This window comes from Paenibacillus sp. FSL R7-0210, from assembly GCF_038009085.1.
GTDB lineage: Bacteria > Bacillota > Bacilli > Paenibacillales > Paenibacillaceae > Paenibacillus_AQ > Paenibacillus_AQ silagei.
This window is the reverse complement of record NZ_JBBPAR010000001.1, coordinates 6,678,202-6,702,517: the sequence shown is the minus strand read 5'-3', so window position 1 is coordinate 6,702,517 and position 24,316 is coordinate 6,678,202. Positions and strand designations below refer to the sequence as shown.

19 protein-coding genes are annotated in these 24,316 nt (G+C 53.2%); 14 read left to right on the top strand and 5 right to left on the bottom strand.

All coding sequences use genetic code 11. The features are described 5' to 3' along the window. Positions 1-16: 16 nt before the first annotated feature. The 9 genes from MKY64_RS28495 (at position 17) to MKY64_RS28455 (ending at position 9,191) form a co-directional block, all read left to right on the top strand. On the top strand, positions 17-733 hold the full coding sequence (locus MKY64_RS28495) for a lantibiotic protection ABC transporter ATP-binding protein (RefSeq protein WP_340957187.1): 717 nt from the start codon (positions 17-19) through the stop codon (positions 731-733). Further along, a complete protein-coding gene (locus MKY64_RS28490) occupies positions 726-1,454 on the top strand; it encodes a lantibiotic immunity ABC transporter MutE/EpiE family permease subunit (RefSeq protein WP_340957184.1) in 729 nt (242 codons plus the stop codon). Before MKY64_RS28495 ends, MKY64_RS28490 begins: the two co-directional genes overlap by 8 nt. Position 1,455: 1 nt before the next feature. After that, positions 1,456-2,214 (top strand): lantibiotic immunity ABC transporter MutG family permease subunit, encoded by a 759-nt coding sequence (locus MKY64_RS28485; RefSeq protein WP_340957181.1) that lies wholly within the window; start codon positions 1,456-1,458, stop codon positions 2,212-2,214. A gap of 33 nt (positions 2,215-2,247) precedes the next feature. Next, positions 2,248-2,910, top strand: coding sequence for a response regulator transcription factor (locus tag MKY64_RS28480; RefSeq protein WP_340957178.1), 663 nt, complete (start codon positions 2,248-2,250; stop codon positions 2,908-2,910). Beyond that, positions 2,907-4,298: a sensor histidine kinase gene (locus tag MKY64_RS28475; RefSeq protein WP_340957176.1), complete on the top strand. Its 1,392-nt coding sequence runs from the start codon at positions 2,907-2,909 to the stop codon at positions 4,296-4,298. Before MKY64_RS28480 ends, MKY64_RS28475 begins: the two co-directional genes overlap by 4 nt. Positions 4,299-4,427: 129 nt before the next feature. Next, the gene (locus tag MKY64_RS28470; RefSeq protein ID WP_340957174.1) at positions 4,428-5,066 is read left to right on the top strand and encodes a response regulator transcription factor; all 639 of its coding nucleotides are present in this window, start codon (positions 4,428-4,430) and stop codon (positions 5,064-5,066) included. After that, positions 5,063-6,412 (top strand): sensor histidine kinase, encoded by a 1,350-nt coding sequence (locus MKY64_RS28465; RefSeq protein WP_339312123.1) that lies wholly within the window; start codon positions 5,063-5,065, stop codon positions 6,410-6,412. The genes MKY64_RS28470 and MKY64_RS28465 overlap by 4 nt, the downstream gene beginning before the upstream one ends. Positions 6,413-6,575: 163 nt before the next feature. After that, positions 6,576-7,526 (top strand): hypothetical protein, encoded by a 951-nt coding sequence (locus MKY64_RS28460; RefSeq protein ID WP_209868865.1) that lies wholly within the window; start codon positions 6,576-6,578, stop codon positions 7,524-7,526. A gap of 33 nt (positions 7,527-7,559) precedes the next feature. Beyond that, a complete protein-coding gene (locus tag MKY64_RS28455; RefSeq protein ID WP_340957170.1) occupies positions 7,560-9,191 on the top strand; it encodes an S-layer homology domain-containing protein in 1,632 nt (543 codons plus the stop codon). Positions 9,192-9,313: 122 nt separating this feature from the next. Here MKY64_RS28455 and MKY64_RS28450 read toward each other — a convergent pair whose 3' ends face one another. From MKY64_RS28450 to pnuC, 3 genes are read right to left on the bottom strand one after another with little or no spacing between them, the layout of a single operon-like run. Further along, positions 9,314-10,207: an NUDIX domain-containing protein gene (locus MKY64_RS28450; RefSeq protein ID WP_340957169.1), complete on the bottom strand. Its 894-nt coding sequence runs from the start codon at positions 10,205-10,207 to the stop codon at positions 9,314-9,316. 26 nt (positions 10,208-10,233) lie between these two features. Then, positions 10,234-11,244 carry an AAA family ATPase gene (locus MKY64_RS28445; RefSeq protein ID WP_340957167.1) on the bottom strand — a complete coding sequence of 337 codons (1,011 nt, stop codon included), beginning with the start codon at positions 11,242-11,244 and terminating at the stop codon, positions 10,234-10,236. Continuing rightward, positions 11,241-11,924, bottom strand: coding sequence for a nicotinamide riboside transporter PnuC (gene pnuC, locus MKY64_RS28440; protein ID WP_340957165.1), 684 nt, complete (start codon positions 11,922-11,924; stop codon positions 11,241-11,243). The genes MKY64_RS28445 and pnuC overlap by 4 nt, the downstream gene beginning before the upstream one ends. A gap of 374 nt (positions 11,925-12,298) precedes the next feature. Here pnuC and MKY64_RS28435 point away from each other — a divergent pair, with 374 nt between their 5' ends. Both MKY64_RS28435 and MKY64_RS28430 read left to right on the top strand, forming a co-directional pair. Next, entirely contained in the window at positions 12,299-15,850 is a 3,552-nt protein-coding gene (locus tag MKY64_RS28435) for a DUF3289 family protein (protein WP_340957162.1), read from the top strand. Positions 15,851-15,868: 18 nt separating this feature from the next. Further along, positions 15,869-16,381 (top strand): hypothetical protein, encoded by a 513-nt coding sequence (locus MKY64_RS28430; RefSeq protein ID WP_340957160.1) that lies wholly within the window; start codon positions 15,869-15,871, stop codon positions 16,379-16,381. Between the two features lie 81 nt (positions 16,382-16,462). On the opposite strand, the gene MKY64_RS28425 is transcribed toward MKY64_RS28430, so the two are convergent. Further along, on the bottom strand, positions 16,463-18,574 hold the full coding sequence (locus MKY64_RS28425; RefSeq protein ID WP_445671710.1) for a TerD family protein: 2,112 nt from the start codon (positions 18,572-18,574) through the stop codon (positions 16,463-16,465). 517 nt (positions 18,575-19,091) lie between these two features. Here MKY64_RS28425 and MKY64_RS28420 point away from each other — a divergent pair. The 3 genes from MKY64_RS28420 (at position 19,092) to MKY64_RS28410 (ending at position 21,734) form a co-directional block, all read left to right on the top strand. After that, positions 19,092-19,493, top strand: a complete 402-nt coding sequence (locus MKY64_RS28420; protein WP_340957157.1) for a RidA family protein — start codon at positions 19,092-19,094, stop codon at positions 19,491-19,493. Between the two features lie 260 nt (positions 19,494-19,753). Further along, positions 19,754-20,959 carry an ATP-binding protein gene (locus MKY64_RS28415; RefSeq protein ID WP_340957154.1) on the top strand — a complete coding sequence of 402 codons (1,206 nt, stop codon included), beginning with the start codon at positions 19,754-19,756 and terminating at the stop codon, positions 20,957-20,959. A 16-nt stretch (positions 20,960-20,975) separates the two neighbouring features. After that, complete coding sequence (locus MKY64_RS28410; protein WP_051477822.1) at positions 20,976-21,734, top strand: PD-(D/E)XK nuclease domain-containing protein; 759 nt, start codon at positions 20,976-20,978, stop codon at positions 21,732-21,734. A gap of 55 nt (positions 21,735-21,789) precedes the next feature. Here MKY64_RS28410 and MKY64_RS28405 read toward each other — a convergent pair whose 3' ends face one another. Then, positions 21,790-24,297, bottom strand: a complete 2,508-nt coding sequence (locus MKY64_RS28405) for a hypothetical protein (protein ID WP_340957151.1) — start codon at positions 24,295-24,297, stop codon at positions 21,790-21,792. Positions 24,298-24,316: the final 19 nt, after the last annotated feature.

The following is a 24,316-nucleotide window of genomic DNA, read 5'->3' as shown; positions in this document are numbered from 1 at the left end:
GAAAGGATGATATACTATGCAGGAACATATTCTGGAAATACAGGATCTATGTAAAAGCTTCAAACGCCAGACAGCCGTCAACAACGTATCGTTAACTGTTGCACGTAATTCGGTCTACGGGCTGCTCGGTCCGAACGGTGCAGGCAAATCGACCCTGCTCAAAATGATTACCGGCATGCTGCGGCCCGATTCCGGGACAATCCGCTTCCAGGGCCAGGAATGGACCCGGAAGGACTTAAGCCGGATCGGCGTATTAATTGAAGCACCTCCGCTGTACGATAATCTGACCGCCCGGGAGAATCTGAAGGTACGCACGCTGGCCCTCGGACTGCCGCAGTCGCGTATCGAAGAGGTGCTTGCCGTTGTCGATCTGACCGCAACCGGGAAGAAGCGGGCCGGACAATTCTCCATGGGGATGAAGCAGCGGCTCGGCATCGCCATTGCGCTCCTCAACCAGCCGGAGCTGCTGATTCTGGACGAGCCGACGAACGGGCTGGACCCGATCGGGATTCAGGAGCTGCGGGAGCTGATCCGCTCCTTCCCGGAGCAGGGAATCACCGTCATCCTGTCCAGCCACCTGCTCTCCGAGGTGGAACAGACAGCCGACCATATTGGCATCATCGCGGGCGGCGTACTCGGCTATCAGGGGGCGATCTCCCCGGATCAGGACCTGGAGGCGCTGTTCATGCAGGTTGCTGCGGCCCACCGGAGGGACGGTGCGGTTCATGCTTAATGTCATACAGGCCGAACGCCTGAAATGGCGGCGGACCTTCATTCCCAAGCTGACTTGGCTTGCCCCGGCGGTTGCGCTTCTGCTGTGTGCGGTGCTCATGGGCGGCAGCCTGTTCCAGAGCGGCTCCTACAACTGGTGGTACACCCTGTTCCTGCCCGGTGCGCTGAGCCTGGCCTGTTCGCTGGCGCTGCTCAAGGATGCCAAGCTGAAATACCGCAGCCTGCTGGCCCTGCCCTTTACACCGGGTACGCTCTGGACCAGCAAAATCCTTGCCTGCACCGGTTGGCTGCTCACTACTCTAGCCGTGTTCCTGACCGGCGTTACAGCCGGTGGCTTGCTGTTCGGACAGATGATTACACTGCCAAGCAGTCTGGCGGGCAGCGCGCTGATCTTCCTCACCTTCCTGTGGCAGATTCCGCTGTGCCTGTTCCTGGCTGCCCGGCTCGGATTATTCGCAGCCATCCTGCTGAACCTGTTCGGTACTATTCTAGGTGTAGTTCAATTCGACAAGGGCGGCTTATGGGATTACATTCCTTATACAATTACCGCAAGGCTCATGTGTCCGGTGCTGTCCATCCTGCCGAACGGCCTGCCGGTCCCGGCGGACAGCCCGCTGCGCAGCACAGATATGATTCTTCCCGGTACCTTGGTCTCCCTCGGATGGTTCGCCCTTCTGTTCCTGCTGACCACCTTATGGTTCCGTAGACAGGAGGCGAAGTAGCATGAATGCACTGCCGGGTCTGCTCAGGGCCGATCTGCTCAAAATGCGGCGCACCCCGTTTCTCCTGACCCATCTGCTGACTCCGCTGATCGGGGCTGCCCTATTCATGGCTTACTACTCCATTTCCTCTGCCAGCGAAGGGGTTAAGGTGATGGCGTTCATGCAGGCGGTCGCCTGTGCGTTTCCTACCCTCATCGGGCTGCTCTGTGCGATGGCAGCGGAGCAGGAGGCCGCCGCCGGAGGATTCCAGGGAATGCTGGCCTTGCCTGCGGCAAGAAGCACCACCTATGCAAGCAAGCTGCTGCTCCTGCTGGGCTCCAGCCTGGGGGCTGTCCTGCTGATCTTTGTCCTGTTCAGCCTGGGCTTTGCCGGAATGCTGGGGCAGGACCGGCACGGCATACTCTTTTATCTGACCGGGGCCGTGATCCTGTTCGCAAGCAACATCCTGCTCTATCTGGTTCACTTCGCTGTCAGCCTGCGGTTCGGCCGGGGCGTCTCCATCGGCATAGGAATCACGGGGAGCCTGCTCGCCGCCCTGATGCTGACTGGTCTTGGCGATATCCTGTGGCCGTATATCCCCTTCGCCTGGGGCGGCCGTTTCCTCTCCCTGCTGGAGCTTCAGCATTCGGGACTCCGGCTGCCCCGGGCTGAAACGGGACTGGCCACCGGCATATCCATCTGTACAGGAGCAACAATAGCCGCTGGCCTCCTCAGTATGTTATGGTTCAACAAATGGGAGGGCCGCTCTGCGGATAACTAGCCTCCTAATCTGTAAATGAAGGAAACAATGACTATGGCCAAAATACTTGTGGTAGACGACGAACCCGCTATCCTCTCCCTGATTCATAACGCGCTGAGCACAGACCAGCATCTGGTGACCACCATTTCCAATCCGGCGGAGGTGCACAGCACCGATCTGGGGGCATATGATTTGATTCTGCTGGATGTGATGATGCCGGGAGTGGATGGCTTCACACTCTGCCGGGAGATCCGCAGCGCAGTAGATTGCCCGATCCTTTTCCTGACGGCCAAAACACAGGAGACGGACCTGATGTACGGACTCGGACTGGGGGCGGATGACTATATTACGAAGCCCTTCGGCATCGGCGCGCTCCGCGCGCGGATTCAGGCCCATCTCCGGCGGGAAGGCCGGGAGCGGCGCAATATGCTGTACCTGGACCCCGTACGCCTGAACCTCTCCGGTAAAGAGCTGTATGTACGCGAGAATAAGGTCCCGCTGACCAAAAGCGAATATGAAATCTGCGAATTCCTGGCCCGCCACCGCGGACAGGTCTTCTCCAAGGACCATATCTATGAAGGGGTCTTCGGGATGGACGGGGACAGTGACAGCAGTGCGATTACCGAGCATATCAAGAATATCCGCGCTAAGCTGGCCCGGCACGGGCTGGAGGCCATAGAAACCATCTGGGGGATCGGATACAAGTGGAAGCTGTGAAACAACGTAAAGCCGTGCGTCTGCGCACTTTTTTCCTAAAATACCTGCTGCTGCTTAGTCTGGGCACCATTCTGCTGCTGGGAGGACTGCTCGGTGTATTCGCGCTGGCGTTCGCCCGGGGGGCGCTGCTGCCTGCCAACTATGAGGAGAAGGCAATTGCCCAGTTCAAGCAGCAGTTAGCTGCTGATGTAACAGATACGGTTCCCCGGGTCCCGGACCGGCTGAATTACACCGTATTCACCTTGGACGGGAAGCCGCTGGCCGGCAACCTGACGGCTAAGGAGGCGGAGCAAGCCTGGAGAATAATCCGGGAGGGGAACAACAGAAGCGCCTACTACTATACCACCGCCGAGCATGGGCAGGAGCTATGGATCTTCCGCTATGTCCTGACACCGCAGTATGCTTCTCCAGTGCTGCGCAGCGCGCTGCCGAATCCCCAGCTCCTGGGCCCCTTGCTCTTCGTGCTCGGGTTCCTGGTGATGGCCGCCCTGCTCGCGGCCCGGTTCGGCCGGAAGCTCTCGGAGCGGATGGCCGGACTGCAGGAAGCGACCGAGAACATCCGGCGCGAGAATCTGGAGTTCGCCGTCCATCCCAGCGGCATTGTGGAGATTGATGAGGTACTGGGCTCGCTGGACCGGATGAAGGATGCCCTGCAGACTTCACTGGAGAAGCAGTGGGAGCTGGAGCGCTCCCGCAGAGAGCAGATCTCCGCGCTGGCCCACGACATCAAGACGCCGCTGACCATTATCCGGGGCAACGCCGAGCTGCTGCAGGAGATTGTAGAGACAGAGCCGCAGCGTGAATACAGCGGCTATATCCGCCGCAGCGCTGAAGACATTGAAGCCTTCGTGCAGGAAGTCATTGATCTGTCCAGCCAGCAGGCCGGCTCCTCCCGCCAGAAGGTGCTGGTCCCGGCAGCAGAGATCATAGCTGAGCTGGAGCTGCAGATGAATGCCCTCAAGGCAGGCAGGAACCTAAAGACCTCTATCCGGCAGGAGAAGCTGCCGGAATACCTGTTCATTCACAAGGAGCTGCTGCTGCGGGGCATGATGAACGTGATTACCAATGCCGCCGAGCATACCCCGCCCGGGGGCAGCATTGCCCTGCTTGTCCAGAGCGGGCCGGATGCGGTTCAGTTCACGGTTACCGACACCGGCAGCGGCTTCTCGGCGGCCGACCTCCGGGAGGCCACCAGCCAGTTCTACCGGGGCGACCCGAGCCGCAGCTCCGGGAATCATCATGGAATGGGGCTCTATATTGCACGCTCTGTGGCCGAGCAGCACGGAGGCAGCCTAAGCCTAAGCAATGTCTCCCCTTCCGGGGGCGGGAAGGTGACGATGCGCATTGCCAATCCGGAGCGTCTGATTACCCCGTCTGCGACTTCATAGAAATCTTCATCTCAAGCGGTTTTTGTGATTATTTTAATAGACAAATCCACTCAATTCACTGTTACGTTCCTTCTCTATCCGTAGTAGAATGAAGAGGTACCGCTAATCTTCTGCTCAAAGGAGAAGTCTATGGAGATCCAAATTCTGATTGTCGAAGATGATGCGGTATGGAGAAGCATGCTCGCCCGGTTCCTGAATAGCGAACCCGGTCTGCAGGTTATTCACACTACAGCTACCAAAGAAGAGGCGCTCGCCTTTTGTACAAGCCATACAGTAGATGTGGTGCTGATGGATCTCAACCTGACGGAGCATCATCTGGACGGCCTCCAGGCTACGCTGGAGCTGAGCCTGACGGGCAACGAGGCCCGGGTGATTGTACTCACCTCCCTTACGGATGAGCGTACGATTCTGGATGCTTTTACGGCCGGTGCCATTCAATATGTAAGTAAATCGGATTTCCGCCTCATCCCGGGCACGATCCGGGAAGCGATGCGCTCCCGTTCTCCCCAGTCTGTTCTGGTCAGGGAATTCCTGCGGCTCAAAGAAGCCGAACAATATAACCGCCTGACGTTAGCCGAGAAGGAAATTATCTCGCTTAGCGAAGCAGGCAACGGCAGACAGGCCATGATGCGCTCGCTCCGCAAATCGGAAGGGACGCTGAAGAATCAAATTACCAGTATACTCCGCAAATTCAACTCCAAATCCCTGAAGGAGGTCGTCCGGGCTATCAAGAGCAGAGGATTAACCGACAGAGAACTTGAGCTATGATCCCCGCCTTGTTCATAACTCTGTTAGTAGCTTCGGTGGTTCTCTGGCTCAATTCGGGCAACGCCTCGTTCCGCTGGTTCAGTATTGCTCTGTTTGCGTCCAGCAGCAGCATTATCACCTATCTGCTTAGCGCAGCCTATCCGCAGACCAAGTACGATGTATGGATTAATACACTATATGCCGTTTCCGATGCTACAATTGCCTATACGTTCGGCATGTTTGGTGCTGTATATTCGGATTTGCTGCACAGGCGGCAGCGGCGGATGTACGGCTTTATTCTTATCATTGCGGCGTTAGCGGGACTTGCTGCTACCCCGCTCACGCCCGGCCGGCTCATCAATTACAGCGGCAGAAATGAATTGCCTATGCTGCTGTTCATCGGCTGTGCGTTAGGAATCAGCGCCGTGCTGCTTATTCTGGCGAATCTCCGTGAGAAGCACCCGTTCAAGCGCCGCGAGCGGATGCTGACGAACATGCTGGCGCTGCCGGTGATGGTGTATATTATAGTGAGCTATGCCTTTTATATGCGGGGGATTGACCTGTTTCAATTCAACCACCTCGTTAGCATAGGCTTCCTGTCCGTGTTCCTGCTGATCGGTCTGACAAGGGGCATCCTTGGAGTCCGGTTCAAGGTGGAGATGCTGAAGATAGACGCGTCCCTGCACACCTTGAAGGGAGGCTCCCATCTGCTGAACCATACCATTAAGAATGAGATCGGCAAAATAGACATCCTGCTCCATCAGATCCGGCGGGAGCTTCAGAGCGGTGAGCAGACTGGCGGCGGCCACCGGGAAACTCTCGGAATGGTCGCTTCGGCTGCCGAATCCATCGGCCATGTGCAAAATATGATGGGCAAGATCAACGAGTCCGTACAAGCCATTGACATTCAGGCTCAGACAATGAATCCTGCGCCTGTATTAGAAGCTTGTCTTGCAGCCTTTGCAAGGGTAGCTCCGCCGGAGATTCACCTCCATCATTCCCTGCATCCCGTCCAGGACGTATACTTCGATCCCCTTCATCTGAAGGAGATGCTGACCAATCTGCTGAACAATGCGGCCGAGGCCATAGAGCATCAAGGAGCGATTACCGTCCGGTTGTCGGAGACCTCCCGGGAAGCGGTCATCTCCATTCAGGATAGCGGCAAAGGGATTCCGCAGACGGCACTCCCGTATATCTTCGATCCCTTCTACTCCACCAAGAAGATGACCGCTCATTATGGTCTGGGCCTGTATTACTGCAAGAATGTGATGATGAAGCTTGATGGCTCCATCCGTGTAGAGAGTGAACCGGGGCAGGGCACCTGCTTTTACCTGTATCTCCGAAAAATAAAGCGCTCCTCCATATAACGAATTCCCCTGCCCGTAGGTCCTATAAAAGATAGGCGTTACGGGCTTTTTTTGCCCAATGATACAATGAATTATATCGAAATATAGGGAATCGCGTCGAATGATGTCATTTCACTGCGAACCCGGTTCATTCTATTCATGTACAAAAAGGGGAGTTGCGAAAATGCAAGAACTGAAGAAAACACGCAAGAAGCTGTACATCAGCGCGGCTGTATCCGCTTGTCTGGTGCTTGGCGCAGTTCCATCCGCTTATGCCGGACCCGGCAGTCTGCTGGACAACAGGATCGGTAATGAGCTTGAGGCAGAATTCAACGTAACGGCAGTAAATGCCGAGGATACCGTTGTTCTATCCTGGGATTCTTCAGCTCTGAAGCTGGACAAGAAGGCCTATGATCTGACCAAGGATACTTCCAAGGAGATTGAATACTTCATCAGTCCTGGCGCGGAGAATGACGACAATCTGAAGGTCAGCGTACTGCTGGAGATTCCAACCGCCGCTGCGGGTGCCGTAGAGCTGGACAACCGCCCAGAATCTTTTGTGGAAGGCAACTATACCTATTACTACATTGATAAAGGCCTCGAAGTCAATGTCGGCGATGCTGCGGATTCCAATGAATTCGATATTACCTTCAAGGCTGTATCCCCGCAGAACGCTCCGTTTACAGCCAAGCTGCTCGCTGTTAAAGAGGTGAAGCCGGCGCAGAAGACAACCTTTAGCGGAAATCTGCAAGAGCCGAATCCTTATCAGCATAGAGATATGATCATGTACCTGAGTTCAGCGCCGGCAACAGCCGCTTCAACGGGTACGTTCGTTATTAATATCGGTGAAATGACTCCGAATTTCAGCGATGGCCAGTATGATGGATTCCTGTATACCGATAAAAAAGGCATCCCGCTGCTGGCAGAATATTATGATGCAGCCGCCCACACCTTCACGATTCCGGTAGAATTGGCAGCAGGCGATTCCTTAGAGGTATTCCGGCTGAACTACCCTACGTATTCTCTGACACCTAATTCACAGATGACAGCGAAGTTCGACCAGGACGGCGAAGAAACCGTCTATACGTTCAGCGATGAAGTGAAGGTAACCTACAACACGACCATGATTCCCTAACGAATGGAATGACACAGGATTGGAATGGTGATCATGAAAAAAGCAAGGATTGTACTCTATACCGTCTCCCTGTTCCTCGTCCTGCTTGCCTGCACGACTGCGGTATTAGCGTCTGAGGGCAACCGCCCTCCATCCGGGCTGGCGAATGTCGTCTCTAATGAACTGGAGATGGCATTCACGGTTACGCAGCCAGAAGTTAAACCTACAACTGCACCAGAAGCTACAACTGCACCTACTGCCACGCCAACTGCTTCACCTGAACCTGCCAGTACGCCTACAGCTACACCTCAACCTACGAGTGTGCCTACGGCTACAACTCAACCTTCAAGCGCACCGGACGCAGGTTCAGTAAGCCCAGGCGGAAGTGAGCTGTTGGCGGTTATCGTCGACAATGGAGACGGCACTACGATCTCCGGCGCAGCGGTGCGGCGGACCAGAGATGCTGCCGGACGCATTACCGACCAGGTGACCTTTGATGCGCAGCAGGCCGCCGCAAGTGTGGCGGGCGCCAAGGCAGCCGGACGGAGTGCGGCAAGAATCGTCATCCCTGATCCCGAGGATAAGGTGTCCGAGCTGAAGCTGCAGATTCCGGCAGCGGCTCTGGATGTACTGTTCAAGGGCGGTCTGGAGCTGGAGATTTACTCGGATAATGCGGCAATTAAGATTCCCAACGCATCGTTATCCGGAATCACGGAGGACCTGTACTTCCGGCTTGTGCCGATCAAGGATGCGGTACAGCGCGCTGAAGTTGAGGAGCGGGCCAGAGTGGAACGTGTTGTCAGGGAAGCCGTGAGCGGCGAGAAGGTTCAGGTTGTCGCACGCCCAATGACCATTGAGACCAATCTGAGCAGCCGGGCTGTTGAAATCACGCTGCCGCTTAAAGGGGTTCAGCTGCCCGCAGACGCCAAAGAGCGGACGGCCTTCCTCGCGAAGCTTGCTGTCTTCATCGAGCATAGCGACGGCGACCGCGAACTGATCAGGCCTGAGTTCGTCCAGTACAAGCAGGGATTATCCGGCCTGTCCTTCGGCATTAACAAATTCAGTACGTTCACGATTCTCAAGCTGGAAGGCCTCGGGGGCGCTGCCCGGCATGATGCCTATATTCTGGGCTATCCGGACGGGACGTTCCGGCCTGAACGGGGAATTACCCGCGGAGAACTGGCCGCAATCCTGTACCGCTTGAAGGTGCAAGGAACCGCACCGGCAGCGGCGGCACCGGCGGCACTGACCGATATCACGGGTAAACGTTGGTCCGATCCGGCAGTACAATACGCCGCAGCAGGCGGTCTGTTACAAGGTTACCCTGACGGTACCTTCAAGTCAGAGGCAAATGTCAGCAGAGCCGAACTCGCGGCTGTGGTCAGCCGCTGGCTGAACCTGCCGGCCGGCGATGGTTCAACCTTCGCAGATACGGCTACTCACTGGGCGGGTACGGAGATCGGAGCGCTTCTGCAGAAGAAGCTCATAACCGGTTACCCTGACGGTACCTTCCGTCCAGACCAGCCGCTGACACGTGCGGAAGCCGTTACGATCATCAATACTATTCTGCAGCGGAACAGCGAGAGCTGGAGCAAGTCTTCCTGGAGTGATGTGCCGGCTGCACATTGGGCCTTCCAGGCCATTCAGGAAGCTTCCGCAGCGCATGAGTATGCGGGCAAACCGTAATATTTAAAAAGATGTAGTCCCAACAAATAGAGAAGCATCTCTTCAGTACGTTGAAGAAATGCTTCTCTATTCATGTTCGGTAACACAAGATTCAATATACAGTTCTATCTCCAATATTGGACTTAGGCTTCTCCCCAGTTCCGCTGATACAAGCGGCGGGAGGGTGTGTGTTCCGTATGCTCTGTGTACAGGTTGGTCGCGGTTATAAGCGCAGCCACCTTGTCCAGGAAGACCGCCTTCGGCAGCTCCTGGCCGAGAATCACCTCGTAGACCTGCTGCAACTCGGCCAGGGTGAATTGCTCAGGCATTAAGAGCAGCGCGATTCCTGTTCTCTCCGTCTCCTGACGCAGCCGTTCAATAGCATAGGCAATGATCTTAGCGTGATCAAAAGCAAGTCCGTCATTGGACAAGACGGCATACTGCACCGATCTTGCAGCCGGTGTCGCCGTCACCGTCTGTTCGATCACTGCTGCCAGCTCCTGCCCGCCCGCTTCCAGCCGCAGCTCATAGGTACGGGTGCGGATGCAGCCCTGCTCCAGCAGCTCTTTATGCTCCTGCCGGAGCTGGTAGCTTACCTTGAACCAGGCCGCAGCCTCGGCATCATCCCCTGCCTCTAATTGGCTACGGCGGCTGTCGACCAGCGCCATATAACTGCTGCTGATCACCCAGGTGCGGGGATCGCGCCCGGGGTCGCTGAAGGTGCGCAGCTGCTCCAGATAGACACCGGCCACGCCGGTCTCCTCCTCCAGCTCTCGCGCGGCCGCCTGATCTGTGGTCTCGTCCGGCTGGACGAAGCCGCCCGGCAGTGCCCACTTCCCGAGGCAGGGATGCCCGCCTCTGCGGATCAGCAGAAGGCGCAGCCCCTTCGCTCCAGCCCCGGGTTCCTGATCCGCCGCTGCATCCGCAACGGTGAAAATCACCATATCCGCCGCCACGGAGGGCCGCTCATAATCCCCAGGCCGGTACTGCTTCAGGAATTCTTGCTCTGTAAGTCCGTTACCATCTCTCAATTCCACATTTTCCGCCTCCTTATGTCTCTGGTTCAATGCTCCAGCTCTCCGAAATAATTCCCGTACGGCTTGAATTTTGCCAGTACACTGTCCACCTTGCTTATACGTTCCGTAAGCGTGCCCCTAAGGGTTATATAGGGAATCCGCCTCTCCTTCAGATCTGCGATAATCTGCTGGTGGAACACATGCCGCTTCTGATCCCCGCTGCGGTCCCACGTATCGTCATAGGGAATATCATCGTCGCACAGGAAGAACAGGTCGTAGCGCTGCGCGTTCTCCAAGGCCAGCCGGGTTAGCAGCTCGGGTGCCTTCCCATGGTAATCCAGCGCATACATATAAGTGGTAATCGCATTCGTATCGACGAATAAATACCTGTTGGCATCAAGCAATGCCTGCTCTTCCCGCTCCAGATGCCCCACCCCGATCTCGTCAAAAGCCTCCAACCCAATCCGGCGGTCCACCTGATGCTCTGCCCAGTAATCCCGCCCGTATTCACTGGCAAAGGCCGTACCGTATTTCCGGGCAAGCGCTTCGGTGATCGTCGACTTACCGGTAGACATCGCCCCTACAAATACGACCTTGGTAATTAGATCGCGGTACACTAGCCCACTGACATAACCCCGGTATTGGTAAGGGTCCGAGCGGACCATCGTGGCCGATACCGGAACCTGCACCCTCGCCTCATCCACCCGCCGGTCAATAGCACCCAGCGCCAGACTCATATGCTCTCCATAGAATTCACTCGAATAAAAATGGGTCACCTGCTCGCCCTTCAGCAGCCCGAGAATATACTGCTCCTCCCGGATCTCATGCTCCCTGTCATCCGAGTATCCATCAGGGCCATCCCAGGCCTCGATTACCCGGACCGCAGGATAGAGCCTGCGAATCCAGTTCGCCCGGATCTGCAGCGGTACCGGAGAGACCTTGGTCTCATAGATCACCACAATCAGCTCGTCAACCTCCCGCAGCGCCGTCTCGATCATGAACTGGTGCCCTTTATGCAGCGGCGCGAACTTCCCGAGGGTTAATCCAAGTGTTTTCATGACAGTGCCTCCCTAGCCCCTTTGTTCCAGTTGTAGTAGCCGTAGACCGCGTTGATCAGATAGGCGCTCCACATCACGATCATCAGCAGACCCTCCCCGCTGCCTTCCAGCGTCCGGATCACCCAGAGCAGCACGGTGAACATATTCAGCACAATATAGACCAGCCACTGCTCCTTGAAACGACGCACCATCAGAATCGTTGCCACTACCGATAACACGGTAGTCAGGGCGTCGATGTAAGGTGAGTTCTGCGCGGGAATGAACGATAAGCCGAAGCCCAGCAGCAGCGCTCCCGCCACACAGACTGCAACGGTGAGCAGGATGCCCCTCGTTTCCATTTGGCGCATGGACAGCTTGCCGCCGTGCATGTTTCTTTTCCACATATAAAAGCCAACAATATTCATGGGCACAAAGAATAGCAGATTCAGCATAACCTCGCCGAATAATCCGTTGATATAGGCCAAATAAGCATATCCGAACGTATTATACATCCCGAATCCATAGCTCGCCAGCTTCCCCTTCGCCGTCAGCACCACGCATAGTACCCCGGTGATGAAGACCGTGAACCCGAAGAGCGAATCCTTGGAGATCACCGTAAAAACAACCGCGATCAGCGTAAATATCACCAGCCAGGCGAGTTCAAACCCGCTCCAGTTGCCGGGTGCCTTCTTCATGCTCATCCCTCCGCTTCCTCTGTATCCTGAGAAATTGAATACTTAATAACTAATTGATAATTACATTTTGTTAATATCAAAATAACAGAATTTATGGCGGGATGCAAGCCCGATTTTCCACAACTTATGAGCTAGCGGTCTTCGGCCGCCTGTTGAGAACCAATCATTTGGAGGATTAGATAACGGCGGTATTAGGAAGCTATTAAAACCTCCTTCACACGTACAAGTCAGCCTATAAGCTGGCTATTTTTGACGCCCTTCTACTTTTCTTCCATTTGTTGTTGCCTAAACCTCTTTATGCAAATATGATAGATTCATATACTCCAAGATCTTACATATTATCCACCCCATTAGCGATCATATAAGGAGGAACGGCAGCAATGTTCAAGACAAGGATCATGAAACGAAGCTTCATCTTATTTGCCATTCTGGTATTGGTATTCTCTTCTCTTCAGCTCAGGCCCGCTCTAGCTCAGGAATACACGGGCGGGAAGCAGGATACAACTTACACAGGAGAGGGTTATGAGGTAACCTACACGATTTCCTCCAAGTGGGAAGGCGCCTTTAACGCAGATGTTACGATCAGGAATACGGGTAAACAGACGCTAGAGAACTGGAGTATTGATTTTACATCCCCTTATGAAATTACGAATATCTGGAACGGACAAGTACAGGCCTACGAGAACGGAGTTTATACCATCAAGAATGCAGGCAGCAATCAGGACATTCCGGTGGGTGGCAGTGTGAATTTCGGCTTCACGGCTTCATTTGAAGGAGAGCTTCAGCTGCCTGTAGCATTTGAAATGCCGGGCGCGGAACAGATCGTACCGGGCGCGCAATACGAGACAAGCTTCACAGTGACAAGTGATTGGGGAAGCGCTTTTAACGGCGAAATTGCCATTAAGAATACATCGCAGTCAGCCATTGAGGATTGGACGCTGGAGTTCGATTATGACGGGAACCTGGACCGGTTCTGGACGGCTGAAATTACCGGGCATACCGGCAATCATTACGTCATACATAATGCGGGCTATAATGCCAACATTCAGCCGGGCGAGATACTGATCCTAGGCTTCTCCGGGAACCCGGGAAATGTTGTAAGTGCGCCTTCGGGCTATCAGCTAACGCAGATCTCAACCGGGGAAGAATCCCCGGAGCCTGAGCCGGGCAGGGTCTCCGTGCAGCTTGAAACGTACAGTCTCCAGCTTCAGAACAGTCCGGACGGAGACTATTACTTCCTGACCTCCAAGATGGACAAGCTGACGGGAACGCTAGGAGGAGTATCACAGGTCAAGGCCTTCAATTATGAGATTACGGACAAAAACAAAGCAGTCCTCCAGCAAGGGACGATCCCTGTAAGTGCAGCATGGTCTGTGGAAGGAATCGGACTTGGCATCGGATATAATCTGCTGAAGTTAAGCGCGCAGTTAAACGATGGCTCAGAGGTCTCCAAGACGTATATTATCGTGAACTTCGACGAGAGCAATCTGGATAACCTCGGGATTGACCGGGAGAAGGACAGCGATAATGACGGAATTAGCGATTACTATGAGGAGCATTATGGCCTCTCCGCTACCAGCAAGGATACCGACGGCGACGGGTTAAGCGACCGGGATGAGCTGCTCGTGCTGAAGCTGAATCCGCTTGAACCGGACAGTGATAAGAACGGGACTGCTGACGGTGATGAAGACTACGACAAGGACGGATTAACCAACCTGGAGGAGCTGATGCTGGGCACCAGCCTCATCAGTGAGGACAGTGACGGCGATGGCCTGACGGACGGCGAAGAGATCCATAAGCACAAGACCGATTCCCTGAAGGCCGACACCGATGGAGACGGACTCTCTGACGCGTGGGAACTCCAGATCGGAAGCGACCCGCTTGTGCCTGAGACGAAGTTCGCAAGAACGGAGAAGGCGGCGGATGCCGGGGGCAAGGCTGTGCCAAGTGTGGCCGTGGAAGGGATCACTGCGGAGCAGGTAGACAGCTTGTCTGTCCAGCCGGTCCAAGATGGCATTCTTAATGATATAACCATCCCCGGGTATATTGACCAGGGCTATAATTTCTCCATCGATGGAAGCTTTGAGAAGGCGACAATCTCCTTTGAGTTTGATAAAAGCTTACTGAGTCAGGCAGGCTTTGTGCCGCGGATCTACTATTACAATGAGGAGTCGCAGCTATTCGAAGAGCTGCCGGATCAGCGGGTCGCCGGGAATGTGGTCTCGGCCGAGACGGCTCATTTCTCCAGGTACATTCTGCTGAATAAGACGGTATACGACCAGGTCTGGCAGTATAAGTTCCTGTATGATGAGGGGCAGGAGCATTATGCGGGGATGGATGTCGCCTTCGTCATCGATTCCTCGGGCAGTATGTCAGATAATGACCGGAGCAATGTAAGAATCAGCGTAACCAGACAGTTTGTTGATCTGCTGACGGACAGTGACCGCGGGGCGGTGGTTGATTTTGACGACTATGCTACGGTATTATCCGGCTTCACTTCAGACAAGACCGTGCTGAGTCAGGCTGCGGGGCGGATTGATGCGAACGGCGGAACGACTCTGAGCAGCGGGATTTCAAGTGCAATTAATCTGTTCGCCACCACCAGCAGAGCGGATGTTCTGAAGTACATTATTATGCTTACTGACGGGGAAGGCTCTTATGATACCGCACTAACCAAACGGGCTGCCGATCAGGGTATTGTGATTTATACGGTAGGCCTGGGCAGCAGCATTTCGACGAGTGTCCTGACCAGCATGGCCCAGGGCACCGGCGGCAGCTATTATCATGCAAGTAATGCCAGCCAATTGTATGGGATCTTCGATACCATTGCCGAGACTTCCGATCTGTACAAGGATACAGACCAGGATGGCATCAGCGATTATCATGAGAAGGAGATGCAGGCCGGAAGACTGCGTGTTGGTACTGGCGGTGCGGCAATAAGGTTGAATTATCTGGATGCAGACAGCGATAACGACGGGCTTAAGGACGGGCAAGAGATCCGTATTGTTAAATCCGGCGACAAGGTCTACGCCTATTTGTACTCCAATCCCAACCTGGCCGATACGGACGGCGACGGCTTGAACGATGCGGTGGACAGCAGAAGACTGATTCCAGATGTAAGGGAGGCCCTGATCCTTCAATCTGATAACAGAGAAGGAATTCTTAAGAAAGCACCGCAGGGAACTTCCCCAGTCTCCGATGACCTGACGTTCAATGACTACACTTATTTTGAGTTACTCAAGCTGGACCCGGTATTCTCGGTGGCCAGAATTACGCCCGAGCCCATGATCTGGGGCGAGATGGCCCTCCTGTTCGTTGTCGGCACAATAGGTGCAACGGATGATATGAAATTCGTTCTTGGCGATCTGATCTCAACGTTCAAATACAGCAAAACCATTAATGAGGGATCTTCGGTAACCCTTGGCGACACCTTCGATACCAGCAAATATATCAAGTATCATAACAGCCAGCTGGATAATGCCGTCATCACGGACGCCAGTACCCAGAACTATGTACAATTAATCAAGAATTTTGTTGTGCAGGAGCTGCGCAGTAATAACGGTGATCTGTCCAGACTAAAATTTGATCCGAACAGCAACCGGAATGTGGTGTATAGTTACGTGAATCAATTCTCGACCAGCCCGTATCCGGTATTTACGGAGAAGACCAATCTGGCGTTATCTCTGGCTATCCATGCCTTCCATGGTCATAATATTACCATTAAGGACTTCAACAGCAACGGAGGTCAATTCAGCGGCAAGCTGGTGTTCCATTTCTACGATCATTTCGGCCTGGATGCTGATGATGAGATTAATAATCCGGGATTTGTGGACTGGTTCACTTTGCAGCACTACGAACGGTTCAACGGCAAATATGTACCGTTCATTACAACGATTGACTACGAGCTGCCTTTTAGCGGCTCCGTTAACTAATTTCAATGGAGCAGGCAGGTGAAGCTATTGAGTCGCAGGACACGAATCTTACTTGGCATTACCATTATACTGTTGCTTGCAGCGGCGGGCTTCATCATCATGTACGACCCCTCCATGGCGAAATATAATATTTTCCGGGAGCACCGCGCGCAGTTTGATGCTGTGAAGTCGGAGACCCTGCTGCTGATGGACAGCCTGGATGAGCAGAGCGATATCGGGAATACCTTCATCTATTCCAATAATCGTAATACCACCTCTCCGTTCCATGACAGTGTGAATACAGAATTGCAAGACAAGATCCGGCAGATCGCTGCATGGTCTGGGGACAGCCTGGACTTCGTGCGTTACAGCAGGCAGGACGGAAAGCCGCTCCTCAGGTTCATATTCGACTGGGAAAGGGAGCATGGCGCGACCTATCACATCGTGTATTGCGCAAGTCAGAGCATGGTGGAGCAGGCCTATGCAGCAGAGCCGGTTAAGTATAAGCTGACTCCACTTGCAGACGGCTGGTACGGGATCGAGATAGAATAGTTTTTAGAAGAAGGGGTGTCCCACGCCATGTGTAATGGCTGAGACACCCTTTCTTTTGAACAAACCGGTTACCCGCTCTGCTCACACCACATATTCGGCCATAATCTGCTCAATATGGTACGGAGTCACTCCCTGGTCTACCGAGAATACGGTATCCGCCTGCTGTGGTGACACGGCCAGCTGACCGCGGGCCTTGGCGTGCAGCGTGAACAGATCATACAGATCGGGCTTCTTCAAGGAGGTCATCGCCTTGCCGATGATCACCATCCCCTTCTGGTTCCCCTCCACGTTATTCACATGGAACGGATCTCTGGTCAGGGACAGGTCTGTCCAGATCACGGTCCGCTCCACCAGATCGAGTATCACAGGAATGGCGAGTTGGGTATCCGCCGTGACATCAATCTTGTTCGACACCGTGGCTGGCTCATAGATTTCACCGGACCCTGGCTTCTTCCGCATCATCCAGCCCGTAAAGCACTCCGGCAGATTGCAGTACGGCTGTCCTGTGAAGGAATGGAGAGTCGCCACTACATACCTTCCGCCATACTCAACAATAGAAGGAATATGCAGATCAATGAACTCACTGGCCCCGTAGGGCGCCGTTACAATATCCCCGCTATGGGCTGCATGATATTGTGCCGAGCGCAGATTCGTATAAGAGATATGTTCCACATAATTCCAATTCTTATCATACATCACTGCTGACAGATCAATATCAACGCGGCCTGTAGGTGTACCGTCCACCTTCCCTTCCTTCCACCAGCAGAAGAAACGGATCGTGTTCCCTTCGCCCATCGGAATCCGGCTTCCCCGTACCAGCGTATGCAGCGCTTTGCTGGCCGACCGCTGGGAGAACGGCACAAGATAGTCCTTCAGACGCTCATCCACATATACCTTTCCCAAGGAAGGCCGGACAGCGAACCGTGCCACCAGCGTCTGCTCGCAGAGATCCACAATATCCCGGCAGGCTTCTTCACTGATCTCCGGCAGGGTATTAGGGGTGGCCCAGGCTTTGGCGACATTTCCCTTAGGGAAAAACACCCTCAGCTCCGGCAGCTCCCGCTGGCGTTCGAAGTAGTTCTTCACCTGTAGCAGCACCGGGGTCGATACCTGATCGGCCACTTCGCCGAAGGCCATCACGACATACTCAGGCTCCCGGGTCATCCGCAGCAACTTCGCCAATCTTCGGGCGAATTCACCCGGACGCTGCGCCAGCAGATCCAGCGCCGTCCACATCTGGTGATACTGAAGGGCAAGCTCCACACTTCCGTTAAAGGTCGTGAAGGCTTTGTTGTTGCGCAGGATATCAAAAGCTTCCTCACAGCGTTTATACCGCTGCTTGTATTCAGATGGATGCAGGATCTCGCCGAGACGAATCCAGCGCTCCCTGTATCGCAGCATATCCTCGGTGATCGTCTGACACCGTTCCAAGAGCCCCAGCAACAGCCGGCGTTCACTACGCTTGAACTTGCGGAAGCGGGTGGGCAAGGCCAGACTAACATCGCCTTCCGACCAGGCCACCGCCAGCCGCAGCACATCGGTTGCTGTCATGAAATAGGGACTTATTCTGGCTGCATCCGCCTTACCATGCTTAAGCAGCGACGCTGCTACGAATCCGGCATTCTCCTTGAACGGGATCTCCTGCGGCAGGAGTTCATCCAGCTCTTCGTTGGCTGTATTCGCAATCACAGTATCGATATCCTTCTGATCCTCTGCCGAGATCGAGCCTCTGGCCTCCATCAGCTGGCGGATTAGGGTCCGGAACTCCGTGATGCTGCCCAGGTCAATGACCTTCAGCTTCACATGATCCTCAAGGGGTGTTCGCTGCACGGAATCAGCGTATGGAAGCTCCCAGGTGTAATAATGGAACATCGCATTGAAATACAGCTCCGCTTCATCCTCCTGCATGACCTGCTCCGGGAACCCCGGATACATCGGTGCGTAATGCACATGCGCGCCAACCATCCGTCTTACATCTGCAATCAGCGGATAGTACAGTTGCTCAAAGGCTTCGCGGGACAGCTTCTGGACCGCCCGGAACAAGGCAGGCGACAGGGTATACCCAAGCCCCTGCAGATTGCGGAGAGCTGCGGCCAAGTACCCCTTCGGGAGCTTCTTCGTGCCAGCAGCGTCAGGTGTGTGTTTCAGCATCATTTTGCCTGCTCTACGCAGGTAGATTCGGTTTATTTGCATAGTAAAAGTGTCCAGGAGAGCCGTATCCCTACTTGGTTTCAGTCCATGGGTAGAAGGAAGGAATACAATAGCCTGGACGCCTCCTCTCTGAGTAAGCATCCTTCAGGAGAGCTGCGGCCCTAATTCATCCAATTGAGTAGAAGGAAGGACCGCAATAGCCTGAAGATCTCCCGGCGATCTTGCCGCCGTTTGATGAATCCATCATCGCACACGGTCCAGCAGGCCAACAGGGCGGAAGTATTACGACAGAGGGAAATTTTAACTTATAGCTCGTCCCGCACCTTATCGCACCTTGTATTTTTGTTTTTCTTGAGGGTATGTTATCATTTATAAAGTAAGTTAAATTTTAAATGTTTAGGAGGGATACCTGATGAAAAAGAGATCTATTCAACATCTGTCTGCTGGAATCGGGTATTCGACTGCTGTTTTTTTCTAGAATTCATGTTGACGGGATAGGTCTGTCCAATATGAAGTAATACTACAAAAAACAGCCCATTTAAAAGGAGACTTATAAGCAATGAGCCTAAATAACAATGTCATTCAAAGATATAATCCGGAAAATATAGCAAAACCGGTTGGAAGCTACAGCCATATCACTAAGATCAGCAGAGACGCTGAAATGTATGTCTTTTCCGGTCAAATCGGGATCGATCAGAACAACAATATCCCTGCCGATTTCAATCAGCAAGTAACCAATACGATGAGCAATATTGTAGACATCTTGTCCTCTCAAGGGCTGACCCCCGATCATGTCATCAAAATCAACATCTGGGCCACGGAGGAAATCGATTGGGATCATTTCTATTCCATCTGGAATGAAGTGTTCGGCCCTACGCCTCCCTCCATGACGGTTGCCTACATTCAAGGATTAGGTTTGCCTGAACTCAAAATCGAGCTGGATGTTTGGGCCGCTGGTTAGAGCGTAGCGTAAATTAATACACCCAAAACAAGCCCTAGAAGTATTCTAGAGGCTTGTTTTGGGTGTTTTTTTCTGCGCTGCGGGTAATTAAGAGATAAAGGTGTATTATTGATGTGCATCAGATAATTTAAGAGGATTTTAATGTCGTTTTTCTTAAAAGGTTAGATGTCGTTGTTAAATCATTCCACTTAGGGATATACTAGAACAGAATACGGAACTAAGATATCTACAACCATTTAATGCTGCTGAGGAGTGATTGTTTGAAGCTCAGAGTTAGAGATGTTTTTATTGCTGGTGCCCTTCCGATTCACACCTATATTTCGCGCAAATCGGAATTTGGGCTGACCTATGAATTCCGTCTTCATAATGTGATCGATATGGTCGGATTTTTAACTTCAATTATAGGTCCATCGAAAACAGGAAAAACCGTACTGTGTGACAAGGTAATCGGCTTGGACGGATACGTCGATTTTATAGGAAGCGACTTTAAGGATACCGTAGATTTCTGGGAGACGGTTGCAAATAAAATTGGTATTCCCCTCGAACGAGACCATACAGAAATACGCACGCTTGAAGGTCAGGGGCTCGCCGGAACAACAGAAGGAATCACCACCTCCATCACAGAGTCTTTCCGTTCCGGCAAAGATAAAGTCATTAAATATTTTATAGCAAACAACTTAGTTCTATTACTAGATGACTTCCATTACGCTTCACCCAGCAAACAGTTTGAGATTGCCTATCAGCTCAAAGATGCGATCCGCAAAGGGCTTCGAGCCATCATCATATCCTTACCTCACCGTTCGGATGATGCCATTCGAAAGAATGCCGATTTAAGCGGGAGACTGAACCTGATTAATATCGAGCCTTGGAATCCAGATGAACTGCGTGAAATTGCTGTCGGAGGATTCAACAAACTAAATATGCAGATTGATCTGCGGATCGCCGATAACATTGCGCAGGAGAGTCTATCTTCTCCCCAACTCATGCAATCTATCTGTTATAACCTTAGTATGATACTCGATATCGACAATACAGATTATCCGGCAATGCCTGATCAGGAGACCCTCAACCAGGCCTACAGAATGACCTCATTAAACCTTCTTGCTTACCAAGAGGTTGCCAGGAAGTTGAAAACAGGTCCAAATCCCCGGGGACAAAAAAGAAAAACCTATTCGACTATAAAAGGTGAACAAACCGATATCTATGAGTTACTTCTAAAGGCAATTGCTGATGATCCGCCCATTGTGAGCCTTTCTATCGACAGCATCAAGGGAAGAATTGATGTGTTGCTAGGTAATCATGCTGACAAACCGGATCGGGTGAAAATCAAAGCAGCTATTGATCAGATGCAGGCTATTATGCAGAGCAGCGAACCGATGTATCAGGTTTTTGAATATAAGGACGATGAAGTTTACATTTTAGAACCGTTATTCCTGTTCTTTTTGCGCTGGGGTAATCTCAACTAATCGAAGGGGGATTATTTTGACTACGATTAATGAGGATAGACTACAAGTTATAAGTGCGCTTCAAGTGCAAATTCAATCTTTCCCACAGGGACAATCGGCTGACTTCAGCAGATGGGTAGATACTACCAGCCGCATGTTAGAGCGTCTCTTCTCCGATCAGTCCATAGCACAGAAATTTGTCTTGCTCACCAGAGCAGGTATACTCCAGGCACAATTATACCTGGAGAATTTAATTACAGATATTAACGCTGGGCTTTTCGATGATGCCAAACCACTTAATGAAATAGATGAAGCACATTTTCATCTTATCATAAGCAGAGTTCTTCATAATTTCGATAAGCATATTTACGAAATGTATCAGAAGCCAGTCCATGGAAATGGAACACTGAAGCTAGAGAGCCTTGCTGACATTTCACTGGGTAACGAATATGATGTGCAGCGGTTGCTATATTCACTGCTCCGTCCCATTTTCCCTGAAGCAAGGGTCGAGGTGCCCACTGACGGAGGATACAAGGGTTATCGCTTTGATATATTTATAGATTCCTACGAAACTGTAATTGAAGTTAAATGCTCGCGTCCAAATATGACTGAGAGGAAGCTCACCGAAGAGATCGGGTCAGATGCATTTCATTATCCCAAAAAGCACATCTATTTCTTCATCTATGATAAAGCTAGAATCATTACAAATGTTGATGCATTCTGTAAGAACTATAACAGGACTCATGATTCCAAGCAGATAAAAACAATAATAATCCAACCAGTTAAAATGATATGAAAAAACAGGCTGCTCTCCATCATTGGAAAGCAGCCTGTTTTTTTAATCTGCAATATCACTCCTCCTCCTTCTTCGCCGCAGGCCGCTCATACACCACAGCATAATTCTGGCTGCCCAGTAGTATCCGTTTGCCCTGGAACTCATCGTAAATATTCACCCGCACCGTTGCGCCGGTAAGGGACTTGTACGCTTTGTTGTTCAGCGGGAAGGACAAGCTGCCCGTGGCTCCCGCACCAGCCGGTCCGTCTCCCAGAGGCAGAAGCTGCTCCGACGGCTGCCCGAACGGATCAATCAGCTCGGCCACCAGCTTATGCTCATTCGCCTCAGCAACATACTGCTCACTTCGGGTTAACCGGTAGTTCATCTGTACCTCTATGGACTCCCGGTCTTCAGGCATCGTGGCGGTCACCTGGTTCACGGACAGGGAGTACGGGAACAGGTCCAGCTTCTGAAGGGACGGCTGCGGAGCAGGATTGGCCGGACTCAGCCCCAGGCCCACGGTCTGGATGTAAGCGGTCGGCACTGCCCCCGGCGCGGTCAGCTTGCCTTCAGCAATCCCTTCCCCGAGAAAGAGAGTCAGCTCTGAAGCATTGATCTCCGGCGGAAGCTTGCTCCAGACGGTTACGAGACTCTTCTCTTTGGGGTTCAGGGCCGCGGCGGACTGCGAGATTACCGCCTCGAAATACTGTCGATCCGGGGTCCGGTAATACCCCACCAGCTGCGCCGGCTGGGTCTTGCGTAGTTCCTCGTTGGTCATCACCAGCTCGGTATAGATCAGCTTGGAATCCGTGCCCGGATAGATCCGGCTCTGCCGCTCCAGAATCTCTGCCTTCTTCCCGGCCAGCTCCAGACGGAAGGGTTCACCGGCCGCTACGGTTCTTAAGGTATTCTCCACCTGGCTGGTGAACAGCGTGAGGAAATTCGCCTGGGTCTCTTCCGAAGGATACTGGAGGATCACCTTCAGCTTCGTCAGATTATAAGAATAGGGAAGGTTCCCCGTAATATACAGAACCGCTGTCTCCTGCGGGGCCAATTGGCTCTTGGAGCCTTCGATCACCATCTGCGAACTGCCGCTGATATCGAGATCCCCCGCCTTCAGAAGCGCTGTAAGGGCCGGAAGCTGAACATTCGCCATGCCTGAGTTGCGGAGGCTGATCTTGGTCACGACCTGATCGCGGTCCGACCACGGCAGGCGTTCCACCGATTCCAGCTTCACCACGAAGGTACCCAGACTGTTCTGCACGGGGTACTCAGTCGCCAGCAGATGATTCGGCTGCAAGGAGTAAGGAATCTGATAGTAAGCCGCCGGGAAGGCGATCCGGCCCTCTTCGGCCGGCTCGTTCATCTGCAGCTGGAGCACTCCCTGATTAAGCTTCAGGGGCAGCTCTGCACTGAGTTCGACTACCCGCTCCTCCAGCGGCTTCAGACTCAGACCGGCCAGTGCCTTATTGCTGACCGGATAGCTGTACCCTTCGGCAGTCGTCAGGCTGAAGGGGTAGGCCGGAATCGTCACCGCTTGGTTGCCTGTGTTGCGCACCCGGAATTTCAGGCTCCATTTCGCCAGGTGATCCTCCGAATACACCGCCGCGCTTGCGAGCTGCGTCTCAATTGTATTGTTAGCAACCTTAAGCTTCGCGACGGCATTAGCGGGTACGGTGAAGTTGGGCGACTGTGCAGCAGGCAGCTTATACTCGGCCACAGGCAGGTTCAGCTGCAGCGCGCTGTCTTCCTGGACGAACTGCAAGGACATATTATCCGTCTTCGTATAGGAGGGAATGTCCGCCAGATATTGCACGGTCCGTTTCTCCTTGGGCTGAATCTGGTAATCGGCAGGGGCGGCATTCAGTTCAAATCTGGAGCCTCCCGAGGATATCAGATATCCCTTCAGGCCCGTTTCCTTAAGCACCTTGGTACCCGAATTGGCGAAGCTGATGCCCACCCTGGCATACACTTTTCCGTTAGCCTTAACGATCTGCAGGCTCTCGGCCTTACTGATCACCGGCACACCCGCCAGGACCAGCTTTTTGCTCTGCCCTCTGGCGGTGGCTACCGAGTAGGAACCCGGAATCGTGAACGTCCCCAGCTTCTTCTGGTAATTCACCTGGCTGAAGTCCCAGCCGAACAGGGCGATTCGGACTCCGGTTATTTTGGCAGCCTTACCCGCATTGACATAATACGTGACCGACTGGCTGCTATTAGCCGGAATGGATTTGACGGCAGCACTGTCTGTCACTGGCTTGCCTTGAATCACAGCGCCGCTTGAAGTGGTGACCTTGGCGAAATAATCGATCAGGCTTACGTTGCTGCCCGTTCCGTTGTAGTAATTCAAGGTGTACGTGAGTATATTCCCGCTCTCCTGAGGCTGTAGCGCAGCGTTCAGCAGCTTCACACTCACGCCGCTTTTCAAGGAGACCGCCCCCAGTCCCTCCAGCGTGGACACGGCGGCTGTAGCCGCCTTTCCCGCTGAAGGCCCGGCCGCCGCATAGGCTCCGAAGGCGATGGACTGGCTGAGAACCGCCAGGCTTAGCATGGCGACAGCATATTTTCTAGTGGTATGATTCATAATTCTCTCCTCCCTTAAC